The organism is Tepidimonas sp. HKU78 (assembly GCF_049860815.1).
Taxonomy (GTDB): domain Bacteria; phylum Pseudomonadota; class Gammaproteobacteria; order Burkholderiales; family Burkholderiaceae_C; genus Tepidimonas.
The window spans coordinates 1,198,978-1,219,081 of sequence record NZ_CP187547.1 but is presented as its reverse complement, the minus strand read 5'-3'; the positions used below and the strand labels follow the sequence as shown (position 1 = coordinate 1,219,081).

Annotated in this window: 19 protein-coding genes; 1 reads left to right on the top strand and 18 read right to left on the bottom strand. The window is 64.8% G+C overall.

The annotated features are described in order from the left end of the window. Window positions 1–11: 11 nt before the first annotated feature. From ACPYIS_RS05940 to ACPYIS_RS05890, 11 genes are all read right to left on the bottom strand, one after another. Entirely contained in the window at window positions 12–749 is a 738-nt protein-coding gene (locus tag ACPYIS_RS05940; protein ID WP_425973985.1) for a hypothetical protein, read from the bottom strand. Next, window positions 749–1,189 carry a DUF6511 domain-containing protein gene (locus ACPYIS_RS05935; protein WP_425973984.1) on the bottom strand — a complete coding sequence of 147 codons (441 nt, stop codon included), beginning with the start codon at window positions 1,187–1,189 and terminating at the stop codon, window positions 749–751. Before ACPYIS_RS05935 ends, ACPYIS_RS05940 begins: the two co-directional genes overlap by 1 nt. After that, window positions 1,186–2,880 (bottom strand): DEAD/DEAH box helicase, encoded by a 1,695-nt coding sequence (locus tag ACPYIS_RS05930; RefSeq protein ID WP_425973983.1) that lies wholly within the window; start codon window positions 2,878–2,880, stop codon window positions 1,186–1,188. Before ACPYIS_RS05930 ends, ACPYIS_RS05935 begins: the two co-directional genes overlap by 4 nt. Before the next feature lie 15 nt (window positions 2,881–2,895). After that, window positions 2,896–3,531 carry a hypothetical protein gene (locus tag ACPYIS_RS05925; RefSeq protein ID WP_425973981.1) on the bottom strand — a complete coding sequence of 212 codons (636 nt, stop codon included), beginning with the start codon at window positions 3,529–3,531 and terminating at the stop codon, window positions 2,896–2,898. A 6-nt stretch (window positions 3,532–3,537) separates the two neighbouring features. Then, window positions 3,538–4,392, bottom strand: coding sequence for an ATP-binding protein (locus ACPYIS_RS05920; protein WP_424894884.1), 855 nt, complete (start codon window positions 4,390–4,392; stop codon window positions 3,538–3,540). A 10-nt stretch (window positions 4,393–4,402) separates the two neighbouring features. Next, window positions 4,403–5,011 carry a hypothetical protein gene (locus ACPYIS_RS05915; protein WP_425973979.1) on the bottom strand — a complete coding sequence of 203 codons (609 nt, stop codon included), beginning with the start codon at window positions 5,009–5,011 and terminating at the stop codon, window positions 4,403–4,405. Between the two features lie 215 nt (window positions 5,012–5,226). After that, window positions 5,227–5,763 (bottom strand): hypothetical protein, encoded by a 537-nt coding sequence (locus tag ACPYIS_RS05910; RefSeq protein WP_425973977.1) that lies wholly within the window; start codon window positions 5,761–5,763, stop codon window positions 5,227–5,229. Further along, a complete protein-coding gene (locus ACPYIS_RS05905) occupies window positions 5,756–6,754 on the bottom strand; it encodes a ParB/RepB/Spo0J family partition protein (protein ID WP_409710419.1) in 999 nt (332 codons plus the stop codon). The genes ACPYIS_RS05910 and ACPYIS_RS05905 overlap by 8 nt, the downstream gene beginning before the upstream one ends. After that, complete coding sequence (locus ACPYIS_RS05900; protein ID WP_424894946.1) at window positions 6,754–7,329, bottom strand: hypothetical protein; 576 nt, start codon at window positions 7,327–7,329, stop codon at window positions 6,754–6,756. Before ACPYIS_RS05900 ends, ACPYIS_RS05905 begins: the two co-directional genes overlap by 1 nt. 366 nt (window positions 7,330–7,695) lie before the next feature. Next, window positions 7,696–8,703 (bottom strand): hypothetical protein, encoded by a 1,008-nt coding sequence (locus ACPYIS_RS05895; RefSeq protein ID WP_424894947.1) that lies wholly within the window; start codon window positions 8,701–8,703, stop codon window positions 7,696–7,698. Continuing rightward, on the bottom strand, window positions 8,700–9,971 hold the full coding sequence (locus tag ACPYIS_RS05890) for a glycine hydroxymethyltransferase (protein WP_424894948.1): 1,272 nt from the start codon (window positions 9,969–9,971) through the stop codon (window positions 8,700–8,702). Before ACPYIS_RS05890 ends, ACPYIS_RS05895 begins: the two co-directional genes overlap by 4 nt. A gap of 414 nt (window positions 9,972–10,385) precedes the next feature. Between ACPYIS_RS05890 and ACPYIS_RS05885 the strand changes: the two genes are divergently transcribed. Beyond that, window positions 10,386–10,535 carry a hypothetical protein gene (locus ACPYIS_RS05885; protein ID WP_424894949.1) on the top strand — a complete coding sequence of 50 codons (150 nt, stop codon included), beginning with the start codon at window positions 10,386–10,388 and terminating at the stop codon, window positions 10,533–10,535. A 156-nt stretch (window positions 10,536–10,691) separates the two neighbouring features. Here ACPYIS_RS05885 and ACPYIS_RS05880 read toward each other — a convergent pair whose 3' ends face one another. The 7 genes from ACPYIS_RS05880 to ACPYIS_RS05850 all read right to left on the bottom strand — a co-directional run bounded on the left by ACPYIS_RS05880 (window position 10,692) and on the right by ACPYIS_RS05850 (window position 20,061). Then, window positions 10,692–11,297: a hypothetical protein gene (locus ACPYIS_RS05880; protein ID WP_424894950.1), complete on the bottom strand. Its 606-nt coding sequence runs from the start codon at window positions 11,295–11,297 to the stop codon at window positions 10,692–10,694. A gap of 4 nt (window positions 11,298–11,301) precedes the next feature. Further along, window positions 11,302–11,703 carry a hypothetical protein gene (locus tag ACPYIS_RS05875; RefSeq protein ID WP_424894951.1) on the bottom strand — a complete coding sequence of 134 codons (402 nt, stop codon included), beginning with the start codon at window positions 11,701–11,703 and terminating at the stop codon, window positions 11,302–11,304. A gap of 82 nt (window positions 11,704–11,785) precedes the next feature. Further along, complete coding sequence (locus ACPYIS_RS05870; protein ID WP_425973975.1) at window positions 11,786–12,403, bottom strand: hypothetical protein; 618 nt, start codon at window positions 12,401–12,403, stop codon at window positions 11,786–11,788. 177 nt (window positions 12,404–12,580) lie between these two features. Beyond that, window positions 12,581–15,205: a beta strand repeat-containing protein gene (locus ACPYIS_RS05865; protein ID WP_425973974.1), complete on the bottom strand. Its 2,625-nt coding sequence runs from the start codon at window positions 15,203–15,205 to the stop codon at window positions 12,581–12,583. A 169-nt stretch (window positions 15,206–15,374) separates the two neighbouring features. Further along, a complete protein-coding gene (locus ACPYIS_RS05860; protein WP_424859763.1) occupies window positions 15,375–16,691 on the bottom strand; it encodes a tetratricopeptide repeat protein in 1,317 nt (438 codons plus the stop codon). After that, window positions 16,688–18,730: a CHASE2 domain-containing protein gene (locus ACPYIS_RS05855; RefSeq protein WP_424859764.1), complete on the bottom strand. Its 2,043-nt coding sequence runs from the start codon at window positions 18,728–18,730 to the stop codon at window positions 16,688–16,690. The genes ACPYIS_RS05860 and ACPYIS_RS05855 overlap by 4 nt, the downstream gene beginning before the upstream one ends. After that, on the bottom strand, window positions 18,727–20,061 hold the full coding sequence (locus tag ACPYIS_RS05850) for a FecR family protein (RefSeq protein WP_424859765.1): 1,335 nt from the start codon (window positions 20,059–20,061) through the stop codon (window positions 18,727–18,729). The genes ACPYIS_RS05855 and ACPYIS_RS05850 overlap by 4 nt, the downstream gene beginning before the upstream one ends. Window positions 20,062–20,104: the final 43 nt, after the last annotated feature.

Here is a 20,104-nt window from a genome sequence, read left to right as displayed (position 1 = left end):
GATAGGTGTGCTCATTGCGCACCTCCCCAGCAGCGCTCGGCATAGCTGCAGAACCGGCACTCGAAGTGGCTGGCCTCGGCGAAGGCGCGCGGCAAGAGCTCGCCGGCCTCGGTCGCCTGGATCACCCGCACCGCGCGGTCGGACATCTTCTGTGCCAGCGCCGCATCGAAGGGCACCAACTCGGTGTAGATCTCCATCGAGTCGGCATTCACCGCCGTGAAGATCGCCGGATGCTCATGCAGTCCGAGATAGGCCTGATAGGTCACCACCTGGGCGTGGTAGATCGGCTTGGAGACCGCCAGGCCTTTCTTGGCGAGGTCGTTCCAGGACTTGCTGCCCAGCGCCTTGCACTCCCACAGCGCCGGGTAAGCAAAGCCCTCGGGACCACCGACGAAGACGCCGTCGCAGTGACCTTGCAACTTGCCATCGGCCACCGAGAAGCCGAACTGCTGGCCGTCCTTGCCCTCGGTCTTCAGGATGAAGCCCGCTGCCCGCAGCCAGCCGACCATGGCATCCTCGATGCGATGACCCCGCTCGAAGATGCGCAGGATGCGACCCGAGAAGCCCTTGTCCGGATCGACCGGCGCCTGGGCGTACTCGTACTGCAGCTGGCGCTCGCAACTCACCCCGAGGCGCGAGGCCCCGAGGTACTGCCGACGTGCCTGCTGTTGCTCGCGCGCCTGCAGCCCGGCATCGACCAGCGCCTCGAAGCGCTCGGAGAAGGTGGTGGTGGAATTGAAGTCCAGCATCACACCCTCCCTGCGGCAGGTGTTGCCGCTGTCGTCTCGTAGGGCTCGAGGCCTCGCACGGGCGGGTATTTGCTCGCCTCGTGGTGCGCCACCATCGCTTCGGTCCAGGCCGTCACGATGGCCTCGATCACCGCCAAGGCTTCCGTCTCGCTGTACTGCCCCAGCGGTTTGTCAAAGCCGATCTCGCTGGCCGCCTCGCCGAAGAAGCGCAGGCACTGGCGCATCGCCGCTTGCTCGAATTCAGTCGGATCAACCATGAGCACGTCCTCCAGCTTCGGATCGGTCTTGAGCCAGGCGGTGTAGCGCGCATGGAATGCGTCCTGGCACCGGCGACTGCAGAACGTCCAGTTCATCGGGTAGCGGCGCGGCTCGCCGAGCTTGAAGCGGTTGTCGCTGTGGCCCAGGCCACGCGCGTGTCGTGTGCAGATGAGGCATTTCACGCCACCTCCTCGGCAAACAACTCGTGCTGGGCACGGGCCGCACCGGCTTCCATCACCAGACGCTGGATGGCGCGTTTGTTGAACTGGAAGGACATCAGTACCGAGGCCTGGTAGCGCGACAGGCCAAAGTCCGTGCGCATCTCGGGCGGCAGGTACTGCAGCTGCTTGTCCGTGGCGGGCTGGTTCAGCCAGCGGCGACTCTTGTGCGCCGAGTCCTCGGATTCGTGTTCGTTGAGCCAGTCGTCGGCCTTGGCCAGGCATACCGTGCGATCTCCGACAGCCAGCAGGTGTGGACGGAGTCCTTTGGCACCCCCCACGCTGTACCAGCGTCCGGACAGGTAAAAGACGCCACCCCAGGCGTTGAAGCCCGTGGCCATCAAGGTATCGTCCATGCCGAAGAGATCGCACCAGCGGAAGTTCGAGCGCTTCAGGAGATCGATCTCGCTCATCACGAAACCGCTCAGCACCTCGATGTCCTTGGCCTGGCGTTCCCACACATGGCCGCACAACGGGCACTCCATCACCGACAGCGGGACGACGGCGTCACACTCTGGGCAGTCCTTGGTTGGGGCCTCGCCGTTGTGCATCTCACCGTCGAGATTGACCTCCTGCTCCAGCGAGCCATGCATCAAGGTGGCGGTGCCGAAGTCCAGCACCACGCAGTCGGTCTTGACCACGCCGGGGAACTCCTCCGGATCGACTGTGCGCAGACCCCGGCCCACCATCTGGATCAGCGTGGACTTGTAGGAACTGGGGCGCAGCAGCACCACACAGCTGGTCGGGGTGTAGTCGTAGCCTTCCGTCAGGACGGCCACATTGACCAGCACTTGCAGATCACCCTGCTCATAGGCGGCCAAACAGGCCTTGCGCTCGGCATCGGGCAGTTCGCCATGGATCAACCCGGCTGGCACGCCGGCGGTGTTGAAGGCCACGCAGACATCCAGGGCGTGGGCCACCGTCGAGCAGAACACGATGGTCTTGCGACCGGCGGCCTTCTCCTTCCACTGGGCGACCACGGCCTCGTTGATCACCGCCTTGTTGAGGATGCTCGCCACCTCGTTCATGTCGAAGTCGTCGGCGGTGCGGCGCACCTTGCCCAGGGCTTCCTGGGCACCGACGTCCAGCACGAAGGTGCGCGGTGGCACCAGGTGCCCGGCGGCGATCATCTCGCCCAGGGTGATCTGGTCGGCGACGTTGCTGAAGACCTCACGCAAGCCCGTGCCATCACCCCGGTTGGGGGTGGCGGTCAGGCCTGCGAGCAGCAGTTTCGGGTTCTTCTGCTGGGCGCGCTCGATCACGGCCCGGTAGCTCGGGGACGTCGCGTGGTGCGCCTCATCGATCACCAAGAGATCCAGGGTCGGGATCTGATCGAGATTGGCCTTGCGCGACAGGGTCTGCACCATGGCAAAGGTGGCGTTGCCGGCCCAGGATTTCTCGTTGGCATCGACCACCGAGGTGGTGAGCGTCGGGTTCACCCGCGAGAACTTGGCGCGGTTCTGTCCGGTGAGCTCGGTGCGGTGCGCAAGGATGCAGGCCTTGGCGTCGGGCTCGGTCAGCACCCGGCCGGTGACGGCCGAGAGCATGATGGTTTTGCCCGACCCGGTCGGGGCGACAGCCAGCGTATTGCCGTGCTGACCGAGTGCGGCCAGCGTGCGCTCGACCAGTTGGGTTTGTCGGGGTCGAAGCATCATGGTGATGGCCTCCCCTTACTGTGCCCAGGCGGGCTTGCCGCTGGGGACGCTGGAGGATGCCGGGCGCGCAGCAGGCGCTGGCGAGTAGCCCGGTGCAGCAACAGCCGCCGGTGCACTGGACTGGCCGCCGCCCATGTTGCCCTTGGGTGCCACGCCCATGACCAGGGCGTAGTCCTTGTGATCCGGCTCGATGGCGGCTTTGATGGTGTTGCGGTCCTCGCCCCGGCCGTCCTTCTCGATGTCGATGCGCGCGGCGAACTCCAGGCCATCGAGGTCGGCAAAACCGCTGATGCGACGGGCGGCCTGCGCCTGGGGGCTGTTGTCGGCCGGGTGGACGTTGCGCGCGGAATTGAGCGCGGCACGGATGAAGGTGCGGCCCATGTTGCCCCAGGTCGGTCCCTTGGCAGAGTACAGGCCAATGTTCCACCACACCTTGCGCCTGGCGAATGGGCCTTCCATCACCACGCCCTCGCAGGCGAGATAGACGGCGCCGGTGTCATGGGACTGGGTGGCCCATCCGCCGGTCCAGCCCTGGCTCGGATCGTCAAAGCCGCCCGGCTTGATGCTCATGCGCACCCGGGCCAGCGTGCCCTTGGGAATCAGGTCGAAGGATTGCTGTTGGTCGGCGGTGTTGAAGTCAAAGAAACTCATGGCGGATTACTCCTTGGATTCCGTGAAGGGGGTGGATTGGGCGAAGGCAGCCGGTGCAGCAGGGCCATTGCGGCCGAGGCACTTGGCGATCAACTTGCCCAGGTGGGGTTCTTCGATGGGGTCGAGGCGGCCACTGCGGTCTTTGCTCGGGAAGCCCCAGGTGTTGTCTGCGCCGGTGACGAAGGCGCGGTAGGGCGTGCCGTCGTCCGCTTTCAGGATGGCCAGCGTGATGACTTCATCGAGCACGCCCGGCAGCTCGGCCGAGGTCTTGGCGCCTTCCAGCTGCAGCTGGTAGATGCGCCGGTTGAAGTCGTCCAGCTTCTCTTCGAGGATGCAGACGTAGATGACGTGCTTGTCCCTCACGTGCTGCAGGTGCGTGAGCGCGCCGATCATTTCGGTGCCCAAGAGGCCGTAGGCGCCCCGGGTGTCGGGCTTGCCGGTCTTCTCGGAGAATGCGGCCGGCTGGGTCTTGCACCAGGCCAGGCACATCCGCGAGAGCACGGTCAGGCTGTCGACGAAGTAGGTGTCGTACTTGGCCAGCTGCGCCGGGTCGCCGTACTTCTGGCAGACGTGGTCGAAGTGGGCCTGCGAGAAAGCCTGCTCGGGTGAGGCGCTCGGGCTCGGCCCGGCGAGAAACACCACCAGGTCCTTGAACTCTGGCCAGGTGCGCGGACGCAGGGTGTCACCGGCCCAGTCGAGGATCGACAGATCGCCGGCCTCGGTGTCCACCAGTAAGGTGCGTTCGGCATCGAGCGTGCGGATCTGGGAGGTCTTGCCCACCCCGGGCGCACCGACGAGGGCGACCTTGGCGCAGCGTTTTTCGGCGAGTCTTTGGTCGGCCGTCACGATTGGTAAAGGCATGGCTGGCTCCTCACTCGAATGAGACGACCGTGAAACGGCCAAAGGTGGGACGGAAGTCGCCCACGCCGATGAGTCGGCCTGCCATATCCAGGCTGTCCTTGATCCAGGCGCGGTCGAGGTACTCGGGCAGCACCACCATCAGATCGAACTCAGCACGCCAGCCCGCACGCATGGCAGGCCGCACCCGATTGACCCCTGCGCGTTGCACCACCACGCGGCGACGGTCTTCGTAATCCCAGCGGTCGGTCCCCAGGCTGGCCAGGTGGGTGAGCGAAACCACGCCGGCCTTGGTGATGTCCTGCGCCGATTTGCGTGGACTCCTGGGGTCCTGCTTGAACTTGGCCGCGCCGATCAGCGCCTGACGCAGATACTCGCCGGGCATGCACAGCTGGCCTTGAGCATCGCGGTAGACGTAGCTCTCGATGTCATCGGTTTTTTTGGCAGCGCTGTTCTTGGCTGCCTTGGCCTTGGCGTCGACTGCCTCGCAGTTCCAGCGGTGGAACAACAAGTCCGCCACGCCTTCGATGGCCACGTGGACGCTGTAAGGCGCCCCCATCAGGACCGCCGACTCGGCACCGTTGCCGAGGGCATCCTCGTTTCTCAAAAGGGTTTCCATCATCAAATCTCCAGAAATCAAAAAAATCCTTGCCACGCGATGCCACGCCACGGCATGCCACACCATGCGGTTCCACATCACGTCGTTCCACGCCTCACCTTGGGCTGCTCCAGCCATGCCGCTGCTTGCCCCGCCATGCCATGGCAGTGCGCGCCGAGCCAAACCCAGCCTTGCGGGTACCTCGGTGTTCTGTCAGGGAACGCGTGCTTTCGCGCGGATCACGACACCACTTCCGTCATCAGCAGGTCGGCCGTCGAGAGCGTGGCCAAGAGCGGGCTGTCGTCGGTGGCGCCGGCGGCAAGCGCGAGGTCACGCAACTCCTTCAAGGCCCGGTGGCGCCGGGTGTCGGCACTGATCTGTGCCCCCAGGAGTGCCAGATGCGCATCGACGTCGGCCAAGGTGGCTTGGGCGAGCGGCTTGTAGATGACGCCCTCGTCATCCACCGACTCCAGTTCCACACCCGGTGGCGGCACGCTGATGGCTGGCGGCAGATGCGCCTGCAAGGCATCGGGTATGCCCGGTAGCGTGATCTGGGTGCGCTCGTTCTTGCTCGGACGACGCTTCAATTCACGTCGGGCGATGTCGGTCAGGGCGTCCTCAGCCAGACGGGCGCCGATGCTCTGCACATCGCTCGGGTGCAGGGCGCAGACGACACGGGCAACCTCACGCGGGCGGGCATGGCCGATGACTTCGAAGGCGTTGCTGATTTCTGCGCGCACGGCTTCGCGCAGCAGGCTCATGACGGGATCACGCATGGCGAGCTCCTTTCCAGGCTTGGTCGAAACGGGTGATGAGGGGGACGGCCTGCGCGAGCCAGGCCGAGAGGTTCTGGTGCTGGTAGTGCGGCACGCAGTCGATGAGCGACTCCGGGTCGGTGTCGATGCGGCACAGCGACTCCAGGCCTTCGCGCAGCGCCAGCCACCGTTCGGTGGCAAGGGCGGACTCGGGGGAGACTTCCGGGCCGTGGTAGCGACCGTCGGAGCCAAGCACCAGCGTGCGGTTTTGCTGGGCGATGCGCTTGGCCTCGCTGGGGGTAGGCAGCGGCGGTTCTTCGGCCTTGATCACCTCGACCACGGCGCACTGCTCGATGCCGGAGAGGTGCTGATCGGCAGCGACCTGATCGAAGATCTTCACGGCCGAGGGACCGCAGACGCCGGCCTCCTTGATGCGCGCTTTCACCTCGCGGGCGATGGCGCGGATCTCCTCGGGCGTTTTGGTGAGGGCTGCGCGCTGGGTGTCGGCGGGCAAACGAGAGAGCTCGGCCGCTGCTGAGACTGAAATTTCGCCACCCTTGACTGCGGCCTGTAGCTCGTCAATGCCATGATCGAGCACTGCCCGTGCGTGCTGCACAGTACGTCGAGAGACCTTGAGGTGCTGAGCCGCCTCGTCCTGGGTAAATGCGCAAATTTGCGCATTTGCATCAGGCCTGCCATGAGGCAGTGTGGCCAAACGCGCTGCAATGATGGCGCGCTGCCCTTCACTCAGATGCCGACGATGCAGATTGAGCGAAACGACCAGACCGAAGGGGTCGCCGTCGTCGGCGCTGACCTGACGCACCAGGGGCTCCAGTCCCAGTTGCTCGCAAGCGCGCAGGCGGTGGCGACCGTCGATGACCTGGCCATCCAGAACGAGGATCGGTTCGCGCTGGCCGTGTGCGGCGATGTCCGCCACCAGGGCTGCGAAGGCCGCCTCATCCATGACCGGGAAGAGCTCGGCGGCTGGATGCAGGGGAAAGGCAGTGGTCATCACTTACCCTCCCCAGTCGTGTCCAGGCGGCGCAGCACGAACTTCGGCGCCTTGGGCGTGACGGTGCGCAGTGCTTCAAAGGGTGCCCGCAGGGTCTGCGGCCAGGCCTTGAACTTGGCCTCGCTGACGCTGTACTTGACCTCTACGTATTCGCGCGGATCGCCACCGGTGGCTTCGATCTTGGCCACCAGGTCGGCCAGGCCCTTGGGCTCCCACTTCACGTCCTTGCCGACCTCGACCGTGATGTCGAAGTCGCCATCCAGGATGTGCGTAGTACCGGTGTCCTGGCCCTTGGCCAGCAGTTGCGCGCGGGCCGCATCGGCGTAGCGCATCTCCAGGCCCGTCTGCACCATCGCAGCCAGGGTGGCGAGCTCCGACTTGGCGTCGCTGATGAAACGCTGCAGGGCAGCGACGTTCTCCAGCGGCAGGTCACGGATGACCTGGGCGGAAAGGTCGAGGAAGGGGATGGGCAGCGAGATGCCGCTTTGGGAGAGCGCTGCCGCCAGCGGCGTGGGGGTCAGCGGGGTGGCCGAAGCCCTGGCCGCGAGGGCCGGATTCAGTGTGTTGCGGGTCATGGAAATGCTCCTGTGAAGGTTTGCGGGTATCGGCCCGTCGCGCGCCGTGCCTTGACCCGAACTTTTCCAGCCGGCGTTCCGCAAGACGTTCCGCAGATTCCGCAGACTGATTCCGCAAACTCACATTGGCGTTTGCGGAATCACCTTCGCAAAGCCCCTGTCCACGCCGATTCCAGCCCGGGCAGCGTTCCGCAACACGTTCCGCAGAACTTGCGGAATCACTTGCGGAACGTCCTGCGGAATCGGCTGCGGAACGACCGCCCCGAGCTTCAGACGCAAAAAAGCCCGGTCTGGTCAAACCAGCCGGGCAATCCGGATGCTCAGGGTCGGCACCTTCTCAGGTGCCGGATACATGAATGGGGACGATCAGATCAGCCAGCTACGGTCCTCTGGCGGAATCTGCAGCTGATAGCGATCGTCCTCGCGCAGGAAGCGGATGAAGGTGCGATAGACACGGGGCTTGCGGTCGAAGACCTTGCTGGGGCTGAATTTCTCAGCTGCCGACCCGACCTTGTCACGCAGGCCGGCGTTGTCCATCTCGTGGTCCAGGTCATCGATCAGCGCGAGCAGTAACTTGCGCTCGCGTGGCTCGAGCTTGATGGCCTCGCCATCGATGTAAACCACCCCATCGGGCTTGAGGTAGCGAAGCGTGGTCCCCGGTACGGCTTCCTCCAGACGCTGTACACCCGGGGCAGGGTGGCGATCCGCAAAGAAAGTGAAGCTGTGCGCTTCGATCTGGCCAACAGTGATGAGGCTGCGCACCTCAAAGCCCGTCAGCGGCGAAGCCTTGGGTAGTGGCACCTCGCTGCTGGTCAGGATCACGCAGGATTGCACAGCCTGATCGGCGGCAATCTGCTCGCGCAGACGCAGCGCCACTTCAACTTGGTGCAGCTGGCGGCCAAAGTACCAGGTCACACCCTTGCCGCGCTTGGCCGTACTGGTGCCCAGCCGCCACAGCTGCCAGGTCCGTTCGTCCGCGAAGACGTCCTTGTCGATGGCCTTCATGCCGTTGGGGCTGAAATCCAGGCCCACCAGGAGCTTGGTGATCAACCGTGGCAACGTCAGGCGGTACATCTGACGGACATAGGCTGGCGCCACGATGGGACCGCACTGCGGACACATCTGAAGCACCTGATCCTCACGCACTGCGTAGGATTTCGGGGGATCATCGACCACGCGTGCCCGTTCGATCCAGCAGTCGTAGCAGATCGCCGAGGGCAGATCGTCGTCCTTGACCAGCAACCCCACCTCCATCAACGTCTTGGCAGCTGTCGACCATTCCCCCTCGAAGACCGCCTTGCCGTTGATGCGGGTGTCTTGTTGATCCAGCAACCGGCACATCAGCGCCGTCGCTTCTACCTGGGCCGTGCTCATACCGTCAGCGCCTCCTCGTCAGCCTCGTTGTCCAGCACAATCGTCGGGGCAGGCTCATCGCCATCGATGACGTTCAGGGCGCGCAGCACCGCCTGGGCCATAGGCTGATGCTTGGCCGACAGGTTCTTGATGGTGGACGAACCCGAGGAGTAGACGTTGAAGCTGAAATGGCCTCGGCGGATTTTTTCCGTGGGATAGACCATCAGCGTGGCGCCATCAAGGTTGTACTCGGCCTCGAAAGCATGGCTGACCTTCAGGCGGGCACGGGCGAGTGCCAAGGCATCGGGTTCGGATTCGGCTTCCGACGCTTCAAAGTGAATGATCTCGCCGCTGCTGTTCATCGGCGTGAACTGGGCACGACGCAGGCGCACCTTGCGAATGCCGTAGTGGCTCCAGTCCTCGAAGGGGGCCAGCCCATCGCGCAGTGCGTTGAGGCGGTAGCGCTTGGGCTCGATTTCTTCGGGCTTGATCTCGTGGCCGACCAGGTGTTTGCCAAAGAGCTGCAGTACGGCCTTGTGGTTTTTGGCACCGCCCTTGACGATGGTTTCGACGAACCCGGTCTGCGGGTCATAGAGCAGCGCCGTTTCCAGCGCGATGCGGGTGGTGATGCGGCTGAAATGGTTCTGGCTGAAATGCGCCAGGGCGGTCACCGGGCCTTCGACGTAGAGCGTGATCTGGATGTGGTGCTCGCGCTGGCTGACCTCGATGTGCGTGGACTTGCCGGCACCAGCCTTCTTGTAAATGTCGGCCACCGCCTGACTGAACGCTTCCAGCGCTGCACGATCCGCCGTGGGATCAAGCCCGGCTTCGATCCGGTGCTTCTTCCAGTATTTGCCGTGGGTTTTGGCCAGGAAGGACAGGTGCAGTTCGGTCTGGCGGAAGGCCTCATCGCGGAAGGTGAACATCCACATCGCCTTCTCACGGTCGTCGCGGTCGGCAAAGGCAGCCAACACCTCCTCATCGTCGGCGCACGTAAGCTGGAATTCCTCGACCGCCAGCGGGTTGGCCATCAGGTGGCAGCGGCGCAGGTCGTCATACCAGTAGCCCAGCGCATCGGCAATCGCCTTGCGCTCCTCGGGCGTCATCTCACGCGTCGGCAGTTCCGTGGCCAGCGCTTCAACCGCCTGACTCACCATGGCCGGCAGCGTCGCCTCTTCCTGCGTCCAGTCCAGCGTCAAGTGCGGGCCGAGAACATGGGCCTCGGTGAACTCGCGCAGCGTCGGCATACCAATGTGACGCAGGAAATGGGGTGGGTTGAAGACGCTCATGGCAACTCCGTATCAAACCTGAAATCGGCGTTGCGCGCCAAGACAAGTAGCCGCCCCGCGCTCGCCGGCCCTCCGTCTCGCAGTGCCCCGGCACCTTGATTGACGACCTCGACACGTGACTTCACTGAACTTGTGCCGGGAAGGTTCAGCTGACGGATTGCAGCTACTCTATCACTGTTATTTTGTACAGCATATGACGAAATGGAATATACGAGAAGCTAATTATCTCTCGCTGGAATTACCACGTTTGTTGTTGATCCGCTGGTACCAGGTGGTCGATGCCAGCCTGTCAGAACCCAGCGCTGGGCGGATCGTCAAGCGCTGATGAGCACAAGAGCTGGTGTATGCTTTTCCCATGAAACCCGAGCGCAGGCTTGGTTCGCGCGCGAGCCGGCCGAGATGCCGATTACCGAGATGACCAAGGTGGCCGGCAACTACGGCTACACGCTGACCCTGCTGGTGATGCCGGAGGCGGAGAAGCGCTGGCGGCGGCGGGATGAGGACGAGGAGCCGGTGGAGGATAACTACGACCGGTTCATTTCCCGAAAACAGAAGCCTTATTGATTCACCGCCGCCGAAACCGATCCGCCACCCACGCCACCACACCGCGCTTGGGGGCTTGGGACTTCGGGCGGCCTGCGCGGTCATGGACGCACTCATGACAGCAGCCACCAGACCAGCAACCCCATCAGTGCCAATAGCCCAGCGAGCGGGTATCCGTTATTCGGTGGCCACACCGCCCCACACGTTTTCCGCTGTGAGCACGCCCTGGTGCCGCAGGTAGCTCCAGCTCATATACAAGAACTCGGTGCCATCGGGGTTTTGCCGGAAGCCGAACAGTCTGCTCCGCTCGTCAAGGCGCAGTTTGCTGCGGTTTTCCACCAAAAGCCTAGCTTTCTCGAACAGATCCGCCGTGCGCACGACGGCTGCCGACAGCAGCGCACCGCCCGCCTGATCAAGATAGGCCTGCACGGTCAGGTGCGGGTAGAGAAAGCCTTGCTCCCGTTGGCCAAGTGCGCGGATGCGCTTGTGGTATTCGGTCTCGGCGCCGCTGGGTAATGCAATACGGACCGTGAACGTGTTGTGCGCCTGACCCCATTGGACGCGGCTGGCCAAGCCCCGCATCGCCATCGGGCTGCTGAGTACCTGCCAGGCATCGATGCCGGCAAGCATATCCAGCGTCTTGGCAAACTCGGCATCGCTGCTGGCCTCAACAGGCTGCAGTTGCCCGCCTCCAATCAGAGGCAGCTCCTTGACCACCGGCCAGACGATGTTCACAAAGTCCGAGGCACTTTGACCGAGCAGTTGGGTAACCAGCGGCGTCATTGCATCACCCCTTGCGGGCGTGCAGCACCGGAAAATCCCCCACCCCCATCCTAGTTGTCCAGAAACGCGGGATGAGCGCCGACTGGAAGGTCAGGTCGCGGCGCATCTGGGCCAGGAAGGTGTCTTTCAAACGTGGTTCGTTAACGGCGTCGGCATTCTGAATGGCAGCCATCCATGCCTGGAAGGCCCGCACCACATCGTCTGGGGCGTGCAGCCACAAGACGCGTCCTTCCTCCAACATCTGGTCAAGCTGTTGTGGATTGCGTCTTTCGAGGGTAACCGCGGGCAGCAGGCGAACGATCTTCTCATACAAGGCTGCGCGCTGGCTGCGGCGCTCCCAGGCCTTTTGGTACAGCCAAGCCACTGAGCCGATCAGTGCGCCGAGAACAATCGACCAGTCGTTCATTTTTCGCTCCCTCTATCGTGCGTGTCAGCAGGGCATCTTTGCGTTTATTCTCCCGCAGACGCTCCTGGCTCAGGTGGTCGAATCACCTCCGCCGAAACCGATCCGCCACCCACGCCACCACTCCGCACTTGGGCCGAGGCTCGGCCTGCGCCTCCTCGCGCTCAATTAACGCCAGCGCTTCCTTCACGCCCATCGGCACGATGCCGTCGGCGGTAACCAGCCCTCGGCGCTTCAATTCCTCGTGCCGGTATGGGTCTCGGCGGTTGGGGATCAAGGCGTACTGGGCTTTGAGCAGTTGGGATTGCGCTTCGACAGACAGATTACCCTCGGCCTCGTATCGGGGTTTGAAGGCTTCGCGGTACTTGGGCAGGACGCTGCCGAAGTTGTCCAGGCAGTCGGTGACGCCGGGGATGAAGTGCTTGACCAGTGCCCAATGGCCCATGCGGTAGACGCCGGCCTGGAAGACCACCTCGTCGTGGAGCTTCTCCTGGTCGGGTGACTGCTGCCGGTAGGCGGCGATAAACACCTCCAGCGCGTCGGCCAGCTTCGGAGCGCCGTCGTCAAAGGCCAGCAACGCGCGCCAGTTGGCGGCCAATTGGATCAGTCGCTGGCGCTCTTTGTCAGAGAACGGCGCGTGCAGCACTTTCTCCAGCGTCTTGACCTGGCTAGACAGGCGGCTGTGCTCGCGGTTGATGAGCACGGCGACCAGGGCAGGATCTGGTTTGGCGATGGCGATAACTCCTTGTCATTTCTTCCGTAAAGCCCCTGCTCACCCGCAAGGCCCTTATGGAAAAAACCCTGCCCCTCGTGAGAAGGACAGGGTTTGGCTTTCACCTCAAGCACCTACCCGAGGGCGGGTGCTTGTCTCCGGGGGAGATTAGGCGATCGTCATGTTAGCGCCAGTAATGGTGATATCGCTCAAACCGGTCACACCAACCAGCTTGATCAGTGCATCACCAGCACCGACACCATCCGTGCCTTCGGAAATGAAGACATAGGTGTCAGAGCCGAATTCGAAATAAGCCGTTTGACCGGAAGCTGCCGCGCCACCTGCATTGATGGCAGCTTCAACAGCAATGATGCGCTCAACCAGGGTGTCATCGTCAGCGGTGAAGGAAGCTTTGCCTTCAGCGTTGATGGCAGCAACACCGTTCACAGCCGTAGCGTTGGTTACGACGGCCAGGTTGGCGCCCCACTGGATGATGTCGCTGGCCTTACCGAAGTCGGTGATGGTGTCAGCAGCGGCTGCCAGAGCAGCAGCAGAGGCAGCCGTGTAGTCAGCAGCAGCAAACACGAACGTATCGGCACCAGCACCGCCGGTCAGTGTGTCGGCACCAGCACCACCAGTGATGACGTCAGCACGCGCACCACCAGTGATGGTGTCGGCGAAGCCGGTACCGGTGATGGTGTTGGCACCCGAACCACCGGTAACCACCACACCCTGGGTCAGGCCGTTGACAGCCAGGTTCAGGATCAGGTCGCCGGACAGGCCAGACGCGTCAACCGTGGCCAGAGCAGCGGTCGAAGCGGTCGAGGTGAAGGACAGCTCACGGTCACCAGAGATGGTCATCTGGGTCAGGCTGTTGTCGTTAGCCAGATTAAGGATGTAACCATCGTCACGTGCAGTTGCGCCGTCGGTATTGTCACGATCCGCCGTGGTGATGACGAGCTTGTTGATGCCCGAAATGCCAGCAGTGAACTCGATCGCGTCTGCAGCAGTCGCTTGGTTGGCGAGGTTGGCGTTCAGCTTGATGTTCAGCAGGTCATCCGGCGTACCAGCGTTGGTAGCACCAGTCATGCCAATGTTGACTTGGCCGTTAGCGCCAGTCGAGTCAGCGTTCGCACGATATTCGACCGTTGCACCCGAGGTGAAACCGTTGACCGTTGCAGCAGCCGTGGTCGTAGCGGCGTCGATCTGGAGGTAATTCAGACCGAAGTTGGCGATCGAGAAAGTCGAGCCGTTAAGATCGTTAGAGACACGCAGTTGCTCGAAGTTCTTGATCACAGCGCGGTCGGCAGCAGTGTCGCCTGCCAGTGCAACAGCACCAGCAGCCGTCACGGACAGGGTGTCGGTGCCTGCACCACCGTCGATGCTGTCAGCAGCGCCGGTCGTGGAAGACAGGTTAGCGGCGGTCGCGTTGGCCAGAACGACAACGTCGTTACCAGCGCCAGCGTCCAGAGTGATGTTGCGAGCCAGGTCCACGGTCAGGGTGTCGTTACCCGAGCCACCCTTGACGGTCTGGTTGGCACCGGTCGAAGCGGACAAGTCTACCGTCACGCCGCCAGTATTCGAAGCTGCGTTGAAGGTGGTGATGGTGGCAGCAGTCGTGCCCCAGACGGTGATCGTGCCTGCGCCGGAGATGTTCACAGTGGTCAAAGCACCACCAGCGTTGGCAAGGCCAATGTTGTTCGTGCCAGTGGCAACAACGTTCAGAGTATTCAGACCCGTGCCGGCCAGGTCGAGTTGCAGGGCGTTGTTCGCCGTAGCTGCAGTTTGAGCGCCAACAGCATTGAGGTTCAGGTTCAGCGAAGTAATGCTGGCGGCTTGGGCGATAGAAATACCGCCATCGGTCAGTGCTGCTGCAGCAGTGTCACCGTCGGTAATATTCGACAGTGTCAGAGACTGGCCAGCGCCAAGGGTCTGCGTGATAGTGGCGCCATCGACCGTCGTTCCGGAGTTCAGCGACAGATTGGTCAGACCAGCAATAGTCGAGACGTTGTACGACTCATGGACGGTGTCCTGAATCCACAGGTTTTCGACGTTGGTCAGGTTCGGGATGACGGTATTAGCGGCGTTGGAGTAAATCTTGACCGTATCGATACCAGCACCACCGTCGATGCTGTCGCCCAGGTTGGACGTGGAGGTAGCAGCACCGTCGGACGAGGCGACGAACGTGTCATTACCAGCCGTACCGGTCAGGGTGTCAATACCTGTAGTGAGCATAAACGTCTGCCCCGTCGCCACACCGGCCAACACCGCGTCCAGCGCCGCCGGCGTCGACACGTCGGTCGTCGGCGTCACATTGGCGATAACTGCCTTGAGAGTGGCCAGATCGGTGGTGTTGCCAAGCTTGACTTCGGTGTAGTACCGCGCAACGGCCACTTGGTTGGCCAGCAGCTTGGCGGTGTTGCCCCAGTCGGGATCCGTCAAGGGCTTGTTGGCCAGGTTGGTGAAGATTTGGTAGATCACGTCGCCCCGGCTCCAGCCGATATTGAGGGCAGCCTCGACGTCGGCCTTGGCTTGCGCCTTGGCGGCGGCGCTGGCGGAGGTGCCAACGACGTTTTCGATCAAGGCGTTCGCGAACTGCGCGTTCGTGTAGAAGTTGGGATACACCGAGGTGAACTGCGGCTTGGTGGTGTAGACGTTGACGATTTGCTTGGTCGTCATGCCAGCCGCGTAGGCATCGGCGATTTGGTTCATATAAGTGACGCCGGGGGCGGCACCAAACGCGATGGCAAAGAACCGATAGGCATCGGTTTGTTGCTGAGTGGTCATAGCCATGGGTTGCACTCCTTGAAAGGAAAGAGATGGATCGACCCCGAAGCAGGCTTAGGCTGCGGGTGCCCGAGCACATTGTATGTCACCGGCCGCCGCCGGCGGTTCCACGGGATGTGATGGCGGTCACACGGTTGCCCAAAAACATGTGGCGTGTGCACAACAGTACGCGACGTCAACGGCCGTTAGGCAGGGTACGCTGCCACAGCAGCTGCACGTTGTGCTCGCGCCACGCAAATAGGGGCAGGTTGGCGTGCCGACGGGTGGAGGCGAGTTGCAGGGTCCATTGGCCCACAGAGGGGTCGATGGGCAGGCGCCACTGCAGCACGATTTGCCCGGTGAGCAAGCGGCGGCGCGCGCCGTTGGCGAGCAAGGGGCTGTAGCCCGAGGTGTCGCTTTGCCACTGCAGGGCGCCGAGCAGCTGCCAGTGGGGCGCGAGCTGCCACGCCAACTGCGCGCCCAGGCGAACTTGGTTGGGCTGTGTGGCGTGGCGCAGGATGTCGGCCTCGGCCCACGCCTGCGTGGCGGAGGGCCAAGGCCACCGCGCTGCTGGACGAGGGGCGGTTTGGGTGCGTAGCGCGCGCACGAGCAGGCCACGGCGGCCGTTGTTTTCGTCGAACCAACCCAGGCCGCAGAGCCAGACGGTGCCCGTATCGGGCGCGTCAGCGCAGCGGTGGATGAGCTGCAGGTTGGCGCGGGCGCTGTGGTCGAGGTCGCGCTGGGCGCCGAGTTGTAGCGCCCATTGGCTGGCCGCGGCGGGCGTGGCCGCGTCGCCCTGCCCCAGGGGAGCCCAAACCCGCAGCCGCCAGGCGGTCGCAGTGTCGGGCAGGTCGCTGCGGCGCAGCTGCAGGCCCCATTGGCTGCCGTTTGCGGCTTGGTGGGTCACTTCGGTGCTGGCGATGGCGGCGGGTTGGGGACGCTGGCTCAGGGTCGCGAAAACGTCGCCTTCCGGCAGGGTGAGGCGGATTTCGCGCGCGCCGGTGAGGGCGAGCGGATTGCTGCTGCGGCCCAAGCCGACTTGGACGGTGGTGCGCGCGGGGGTGTCGGGCCCAGGCAGAATGGAGCCAACCGCGCTCAGGCGCAGCTGCGCCAGGCGGGCCCGTTGGTCGGCGGGGGTGCGGGGGTCGGCTTCGAGCGCGGCGATGAGGGCTTGCGCGGTCTCGGTACGACCCCGGTGCAGCAGCACGAGCACGAGCTGGATGAGGCTTTCGGCGTGCTCGGGGCTTAGCATGAGGGTACGCTCGAGCCAGAGCTCGGCCTGCACCCAGTCCTGCCGGGCCAGCGCGCTTTGGGCTTCTTGCCAGGCGGCCTGGGCCTCGGGGGATAGATCGGGGGATGGGCGGGCGGTGGATTCCGCGCCGGGGCCGGGCGCGGCGTCGGCCACTGCGGGCTGCGCCACCGCCGGCCCCCAGGCCAACGACGCAGCAAGTATCAGTGCGGGGCCGACCGCGATCGCGCCGCCCGAGCGATGCGCAAGCAAGGGCAACGTCACGGGGCGCACCACCACAGCGGTTGCGACTGGGGCCGATCCGGGAGGAGGAAGTGGCCCAGGGGTTGCAGCGGCGGCGCGGCGTCTGCTTGCTGTAGGCGTTGCGCCGCCGCCGAGCCGACGAGGATGGGGGCTGCCAGTTCGGGCCCGAGGGCGAGCATGGCGGCGACGTCGTTGGCCGCCGGCCCGAGCAGCACGCTGCGGCGGCTGCGGGGGCCGCCGACGAGCCCGAGCAGGTAGCTGCCGCACTCCACGGCGATGTAGGCGGACAGGGGACAGGCCGGGTGCTCGTTTTGGCGCAGCAAAGGCGTGAGCTGGGCATGCAACACGCGGGCGCACGCCAGGACAGCGCGCGCCTCGACCGGGGATTGGCCTGGCCAGCCTAGGTAGAGGATGCCGCCTTGGGCGTGCTCCATGGTGCCGCCGTGCTGCTGGGCGATGTCCTGAACGGTGCTGTGCAGGGCATGAATGAGGGCGAGCGCCTGTAGGCTGTCGACCCGCGCCACCCAGGCGTCGAGCCCCTCGATGCGCAGCGCCAGCAGGCTGCCTTGGCAGGCTTGTCCCAGGCTGTCGCCGTCGGCGGTTTGGTGCGCGATACGGTGCGCGAGCTGTGGCGGCACAAAGCTCTCGAGCATGCGCGCGAGTGCCTGCGCGCGGCGGCGCTGGGCCATCCACTGCGCCCCCAGCAGCACGACCCACAGGCCCATGACGGCAGCCGTGGGAGCCGCCATGGGCAGGGAGAGCCCGGCCTGGAGACGCGCCCAAGCGCTCAGCAGCAGGGGCAGGGCCAGCGCCAGCAGGGCCGAGGCCGCCAGCGTACTGGCACCGTGGGGAGCCCACGCGGCCGCGGATGTGCGGGACCCGCCAGCGTCATGGGGCAACGCGGCCGGCACCGAGCCATGGGTACGCAGGAGGCGCCCACGGAGCCGCACCAACCCCCGCCACCAGGGCCACAGCGCCAAGGCCGCCAGCCCCGTGATGCCCGCGGCCAGCGTCACTGGATGCGGCAGGGGGATGCCGGGCCAGGGCCCGGGGCTGAGCGATTGCGCGACCAGCTCGGCATGGATGCTGACGCCGGGGGCGCGGGGGTGTAGCGGGGTGGGAATGACGTCGCCCACGCCCACCGCGGTGGCACCGAGAAAGGCGATGCGCCCTTGCAGCGGGGGCAGCGGTGCGTCGGACTGTAGCAATAGGCGTGCGCTGATGGCGTGCCACTGGGTGTGCGCGCGACGGTACGGGATGTGGAGTTGCCCTTGGGCGTCGAGCGCGAAGCGCCAGCGGCCGCGCTGGAGCCATTGCGGGGCGTCGAGCCAGCCGTCCCCCGAGCGCAGTTGCCAGGACGAGTCGGCCGGGCTGGCCGCTGCCGCCGCCGCCAGGGCGAGCTGGGGGTAGCGCTGCGGCGCGGGGGGCCGTGTTTGCCCGGTTGTTTCGCCGTCTGACGCAGCGGGGTCACAAATGACGGCGGGCAGTCGGCGCAGGCGGCCATCGGCGTCGGGCGTGGCGCTGAGGTGGCCACTCGCGCGTGGCGTCAAGCCTTCGGCCAGGCCGAGGTAGCCATGCAGTGTGATCCCCGGGGTACACAGCGGGGGAGCGTCATCGGCGGCTAGCAGGCGCCCGAGCCGAGGGGGATCGAGGACGGCGGGGTCGATCACGAGAACCTGGCCGAGAACGATGTCCCCCACAGCAAGTTGGCGTTGCAGCTCCGCGTCGCCCGCGGCCGGCTCGGGCAGCAGTAAGTCCCAGACCTGCAGCTGCACGCCCAGGCTGCGCAATCGTTCGGCGATGCGCGCCAGCACGGGGCGCGGCCACGGCCAGGGGCCCAGTTCTTGCAGGCTACGTTCGTCGATGTCGATGAGAATGATGTCGTCTGGCGCCGGTACTGGTGTTTGCCAGCGCGTGAGTTGGTCTTGCCAAAGACGGTCGAGCCCGGCGCTGATGGGCAACCGCGCCAGCACGGCTGCAAGCGCCAGGGACAGCGCCAAGGCCAGCATCCCGGGCACGGCGTGATCACGCCACGCGCGCGCAGCCGCCACGGGGGTCATTTGGCTGACCAGAGCGTCATACCCTGGTACAGGCCCGCGGGCGCTTGAAGGTTGAAGAAGTACCCCGCCTCGCGGCCATTGGCCGTGAGGGCGCCCGCGACACGCTGTTGCGGGCCGAGCGACAGCAAAATACCGTCGCTGTTGACGCTGCCGTTGGCCGACAACGTTTGCTGCGGCTGGCCATCCGCACTGAGCGTCATTTGGGTGGCAAAACGCATGCGGTCGAAGTCGACCGACAACGCGGGGGCGCTGATGCGCACGGGGCTGGCTTGCGTGGCCTGGATGAGCAGGGCATCGGCCGCAGCAAGCGCAAAATCGACCTGCCCGCGCAGATTGCGGTCGAGGCTTGCCCGGGGATCGTCGCGAAACAACGCGAATTGGCCCAACTCCCCGACGGTGGGGTGACGACCAGCCGCGGCAGCGGCGTACTCGAGGGTCAGCCGCCAGGGCAGATCGTCCGCGCCCGAGAAGCGGCCCCAGACGAGCTGCTTGGGCATGGGGGGAACGGCGGGGAGGGGCCGAATCTCGCGGCTGGTCGCCAAGACTTCGGCGACCGAGGGGGTTTGGTTGTCGGCGACATCGAGGCCCGAATCGACGCGACGGGTGTCGAGCGCAGTAGTTTGCGGGGCGCGCGCCGAGGGCTCGGCAGCGGCGGGGCGGCCATTGACAGAGACACGAATGCCGAAGAGGGCTTCGATCTCGGCGGGGGAAACGTGGCGCCGCTCGATCTGGCCGCCGGGCCGTACGACGAGGTATTGCGCCGCGTTGCTGGCGCTCAAGGTCGCCATGGCGCTGAGAGTGCCTTCCGCCTCCAACACTGGCAGGACGACGATCATGCCTTCATGAACGTAGGTTTCGACGGAGCTGTCGCCCACTTTGGCAAGAAAGTCGGTCCCGCGCACGCCAATGACGGCGATGGGGGTGTTGAGGCGGTAGCGCTCTGGCTGCAGCTGCGCACCCTGCCCGGAGATTTGGCGCATGGCGCCGCGAATGAGGTCGATGTGAATGCGGGTATCAACCCCAGCAGGATCGATGCGGTAGCGACGGATGACGAGCTCGGTCTCGGGCCGAACCGCGACCCGGGCCTGGTCGCTAAACACCAGCATGAGCATGCCGTCCTTGCCAGTGACGATACGGTCTTGCTCGGCAAGCTCGGACCCCAGCACTATGGGCTGCGCCTGACCGCGCACATCAATGCGCTGCGCTTGCCCCACGGCAAGCGCCACGCGCGCGACCGGCACCGCGGACGACTGCGCCCACGCGACGGCATGCATCGTCGCGGCGACGATGACCCCAACGAGTGTAAGCAAAAGGCGGACAGGCGTGCACATGATCGGCTCCCGGAGAACCAGCACACAAGGCAAAATATGCCCC

Bases quoted from the DNA above. Each gene is read 5' to 3' on its own strand.
- ACPYIS_RS05940 (WP_425973985.1), bottom strand. From the start codon at position 749: ATGCTGGACTTCAATTCCACCACCACCTTCTCCGAGCGCTTCGAGGCG.
- ACPYIS_RS05930 (WP_425973983.1), bottom strand. From the start codon at position 2,880: ATGATGCTTCGACCCCGACAAACCCAACTGGTCGAGCGCACGCTGGCC.
- ACPYIS_RS05925 (WP_425973981.1), bottom strand. From the start codon at position 3,531: ATGAGTTTCTTTGACTTCAACACCGCCGACCAACAGCAATCCTTCGAC.
- ACPYIS_RS05920 (WP_424894884.1), bottom strand. From the start codon at position 4,392: ATGCCTTTACCAATCGTGACGGCCGACCAAAGACTCGCCGAAAAACGC.
- ACPYIS_RS05915 (WP_425973979.1), bottom strand. From the start codon at position 5,011: ATGATGGAAACCCTTTTGAGAAACGAGGATGCCCTCGGCAACGGTGCC.
- ACPYIS_RS05910 (WP_425973977.1), bottom strand. From the start codon at position 5,763: ATGCGTGATCCCGTCATGAGCCTGCTGCGCGAAGCCGTGCGCGCAGAA.
- ACPYIS_RS05905 (WP_409710419.1), bottom strand. From the start codon at position 6,754: ATGACCACTGCCTTTCCCCTGCATCCAGCCGCCGAGCTCTTCCCGGTC.
- ACPYIS_RS05900 (WP_424894946.1), bottom strand. From the start codon at position 7,329: ATGACCCGCAACACACTGAATCCGGCCCTCGCGGCCAGGGCTTCGGCC.
- ACPYIS_RS05895 (WP_424894947.1), bottom strand. From the start codon at position 8,703: ATGAGCACGGCCCAGGTAGAAGCGACGGCGCTGATGTGCCGGTTGCTG.
- ACPYIS_RS05890 (WP_424894948.1), bottom strand. From the start codon at position 9,971: ATGAGCGTCTTCAACCCACCCCATTTCCTGCGTCACATTGGTATGCCG.
- ACPYIS_RS05885 (WP_424894949.1), top strand. From the start codon at position 10,386: ATGACCAAGGTGGCCGGCAACTACGGCTACACGCTGACCCTGCTGGTG.
- ACPYIS_RS05880 (WP_424894950.1), bottom strand. From the start codon at position 11,297: ATGACGCCGCTGGTTACCCAACTGCTCGGTCAAAGTGCCTCGGACTTT.
- ACPYIS_RS05875 (WP_424894951.1), bottom strand. From the start codon at position 11,703: ATGAACGACTGGTCGATTGTTCTCGGCGCACTGATCGGCTCAGTGGCT.
- ACPYIS_RS05865 (WP_425973974.1), bottom strand. From the start codon at position 15,205: ATGGCTATGACCACTCAGCAACAAACCGATGCCTATCGGTTCTTTGCC.
- ACPYIS_RS05855 (WP_424859764.1), bottom strand. From the start codon at position 18,730: ATGACCCCCGTGGCGGCTGCGCGCGCGTGGCGTGATCACGCCGTGCCC.
- ACPYIS_RS05850 (WP_424859765.1), bottom strand. From the start codon at position 20,061: ATGTGCACGCCTGTCCGCCTTTTGCTTACACTCGTTGGGGTCATCGTC.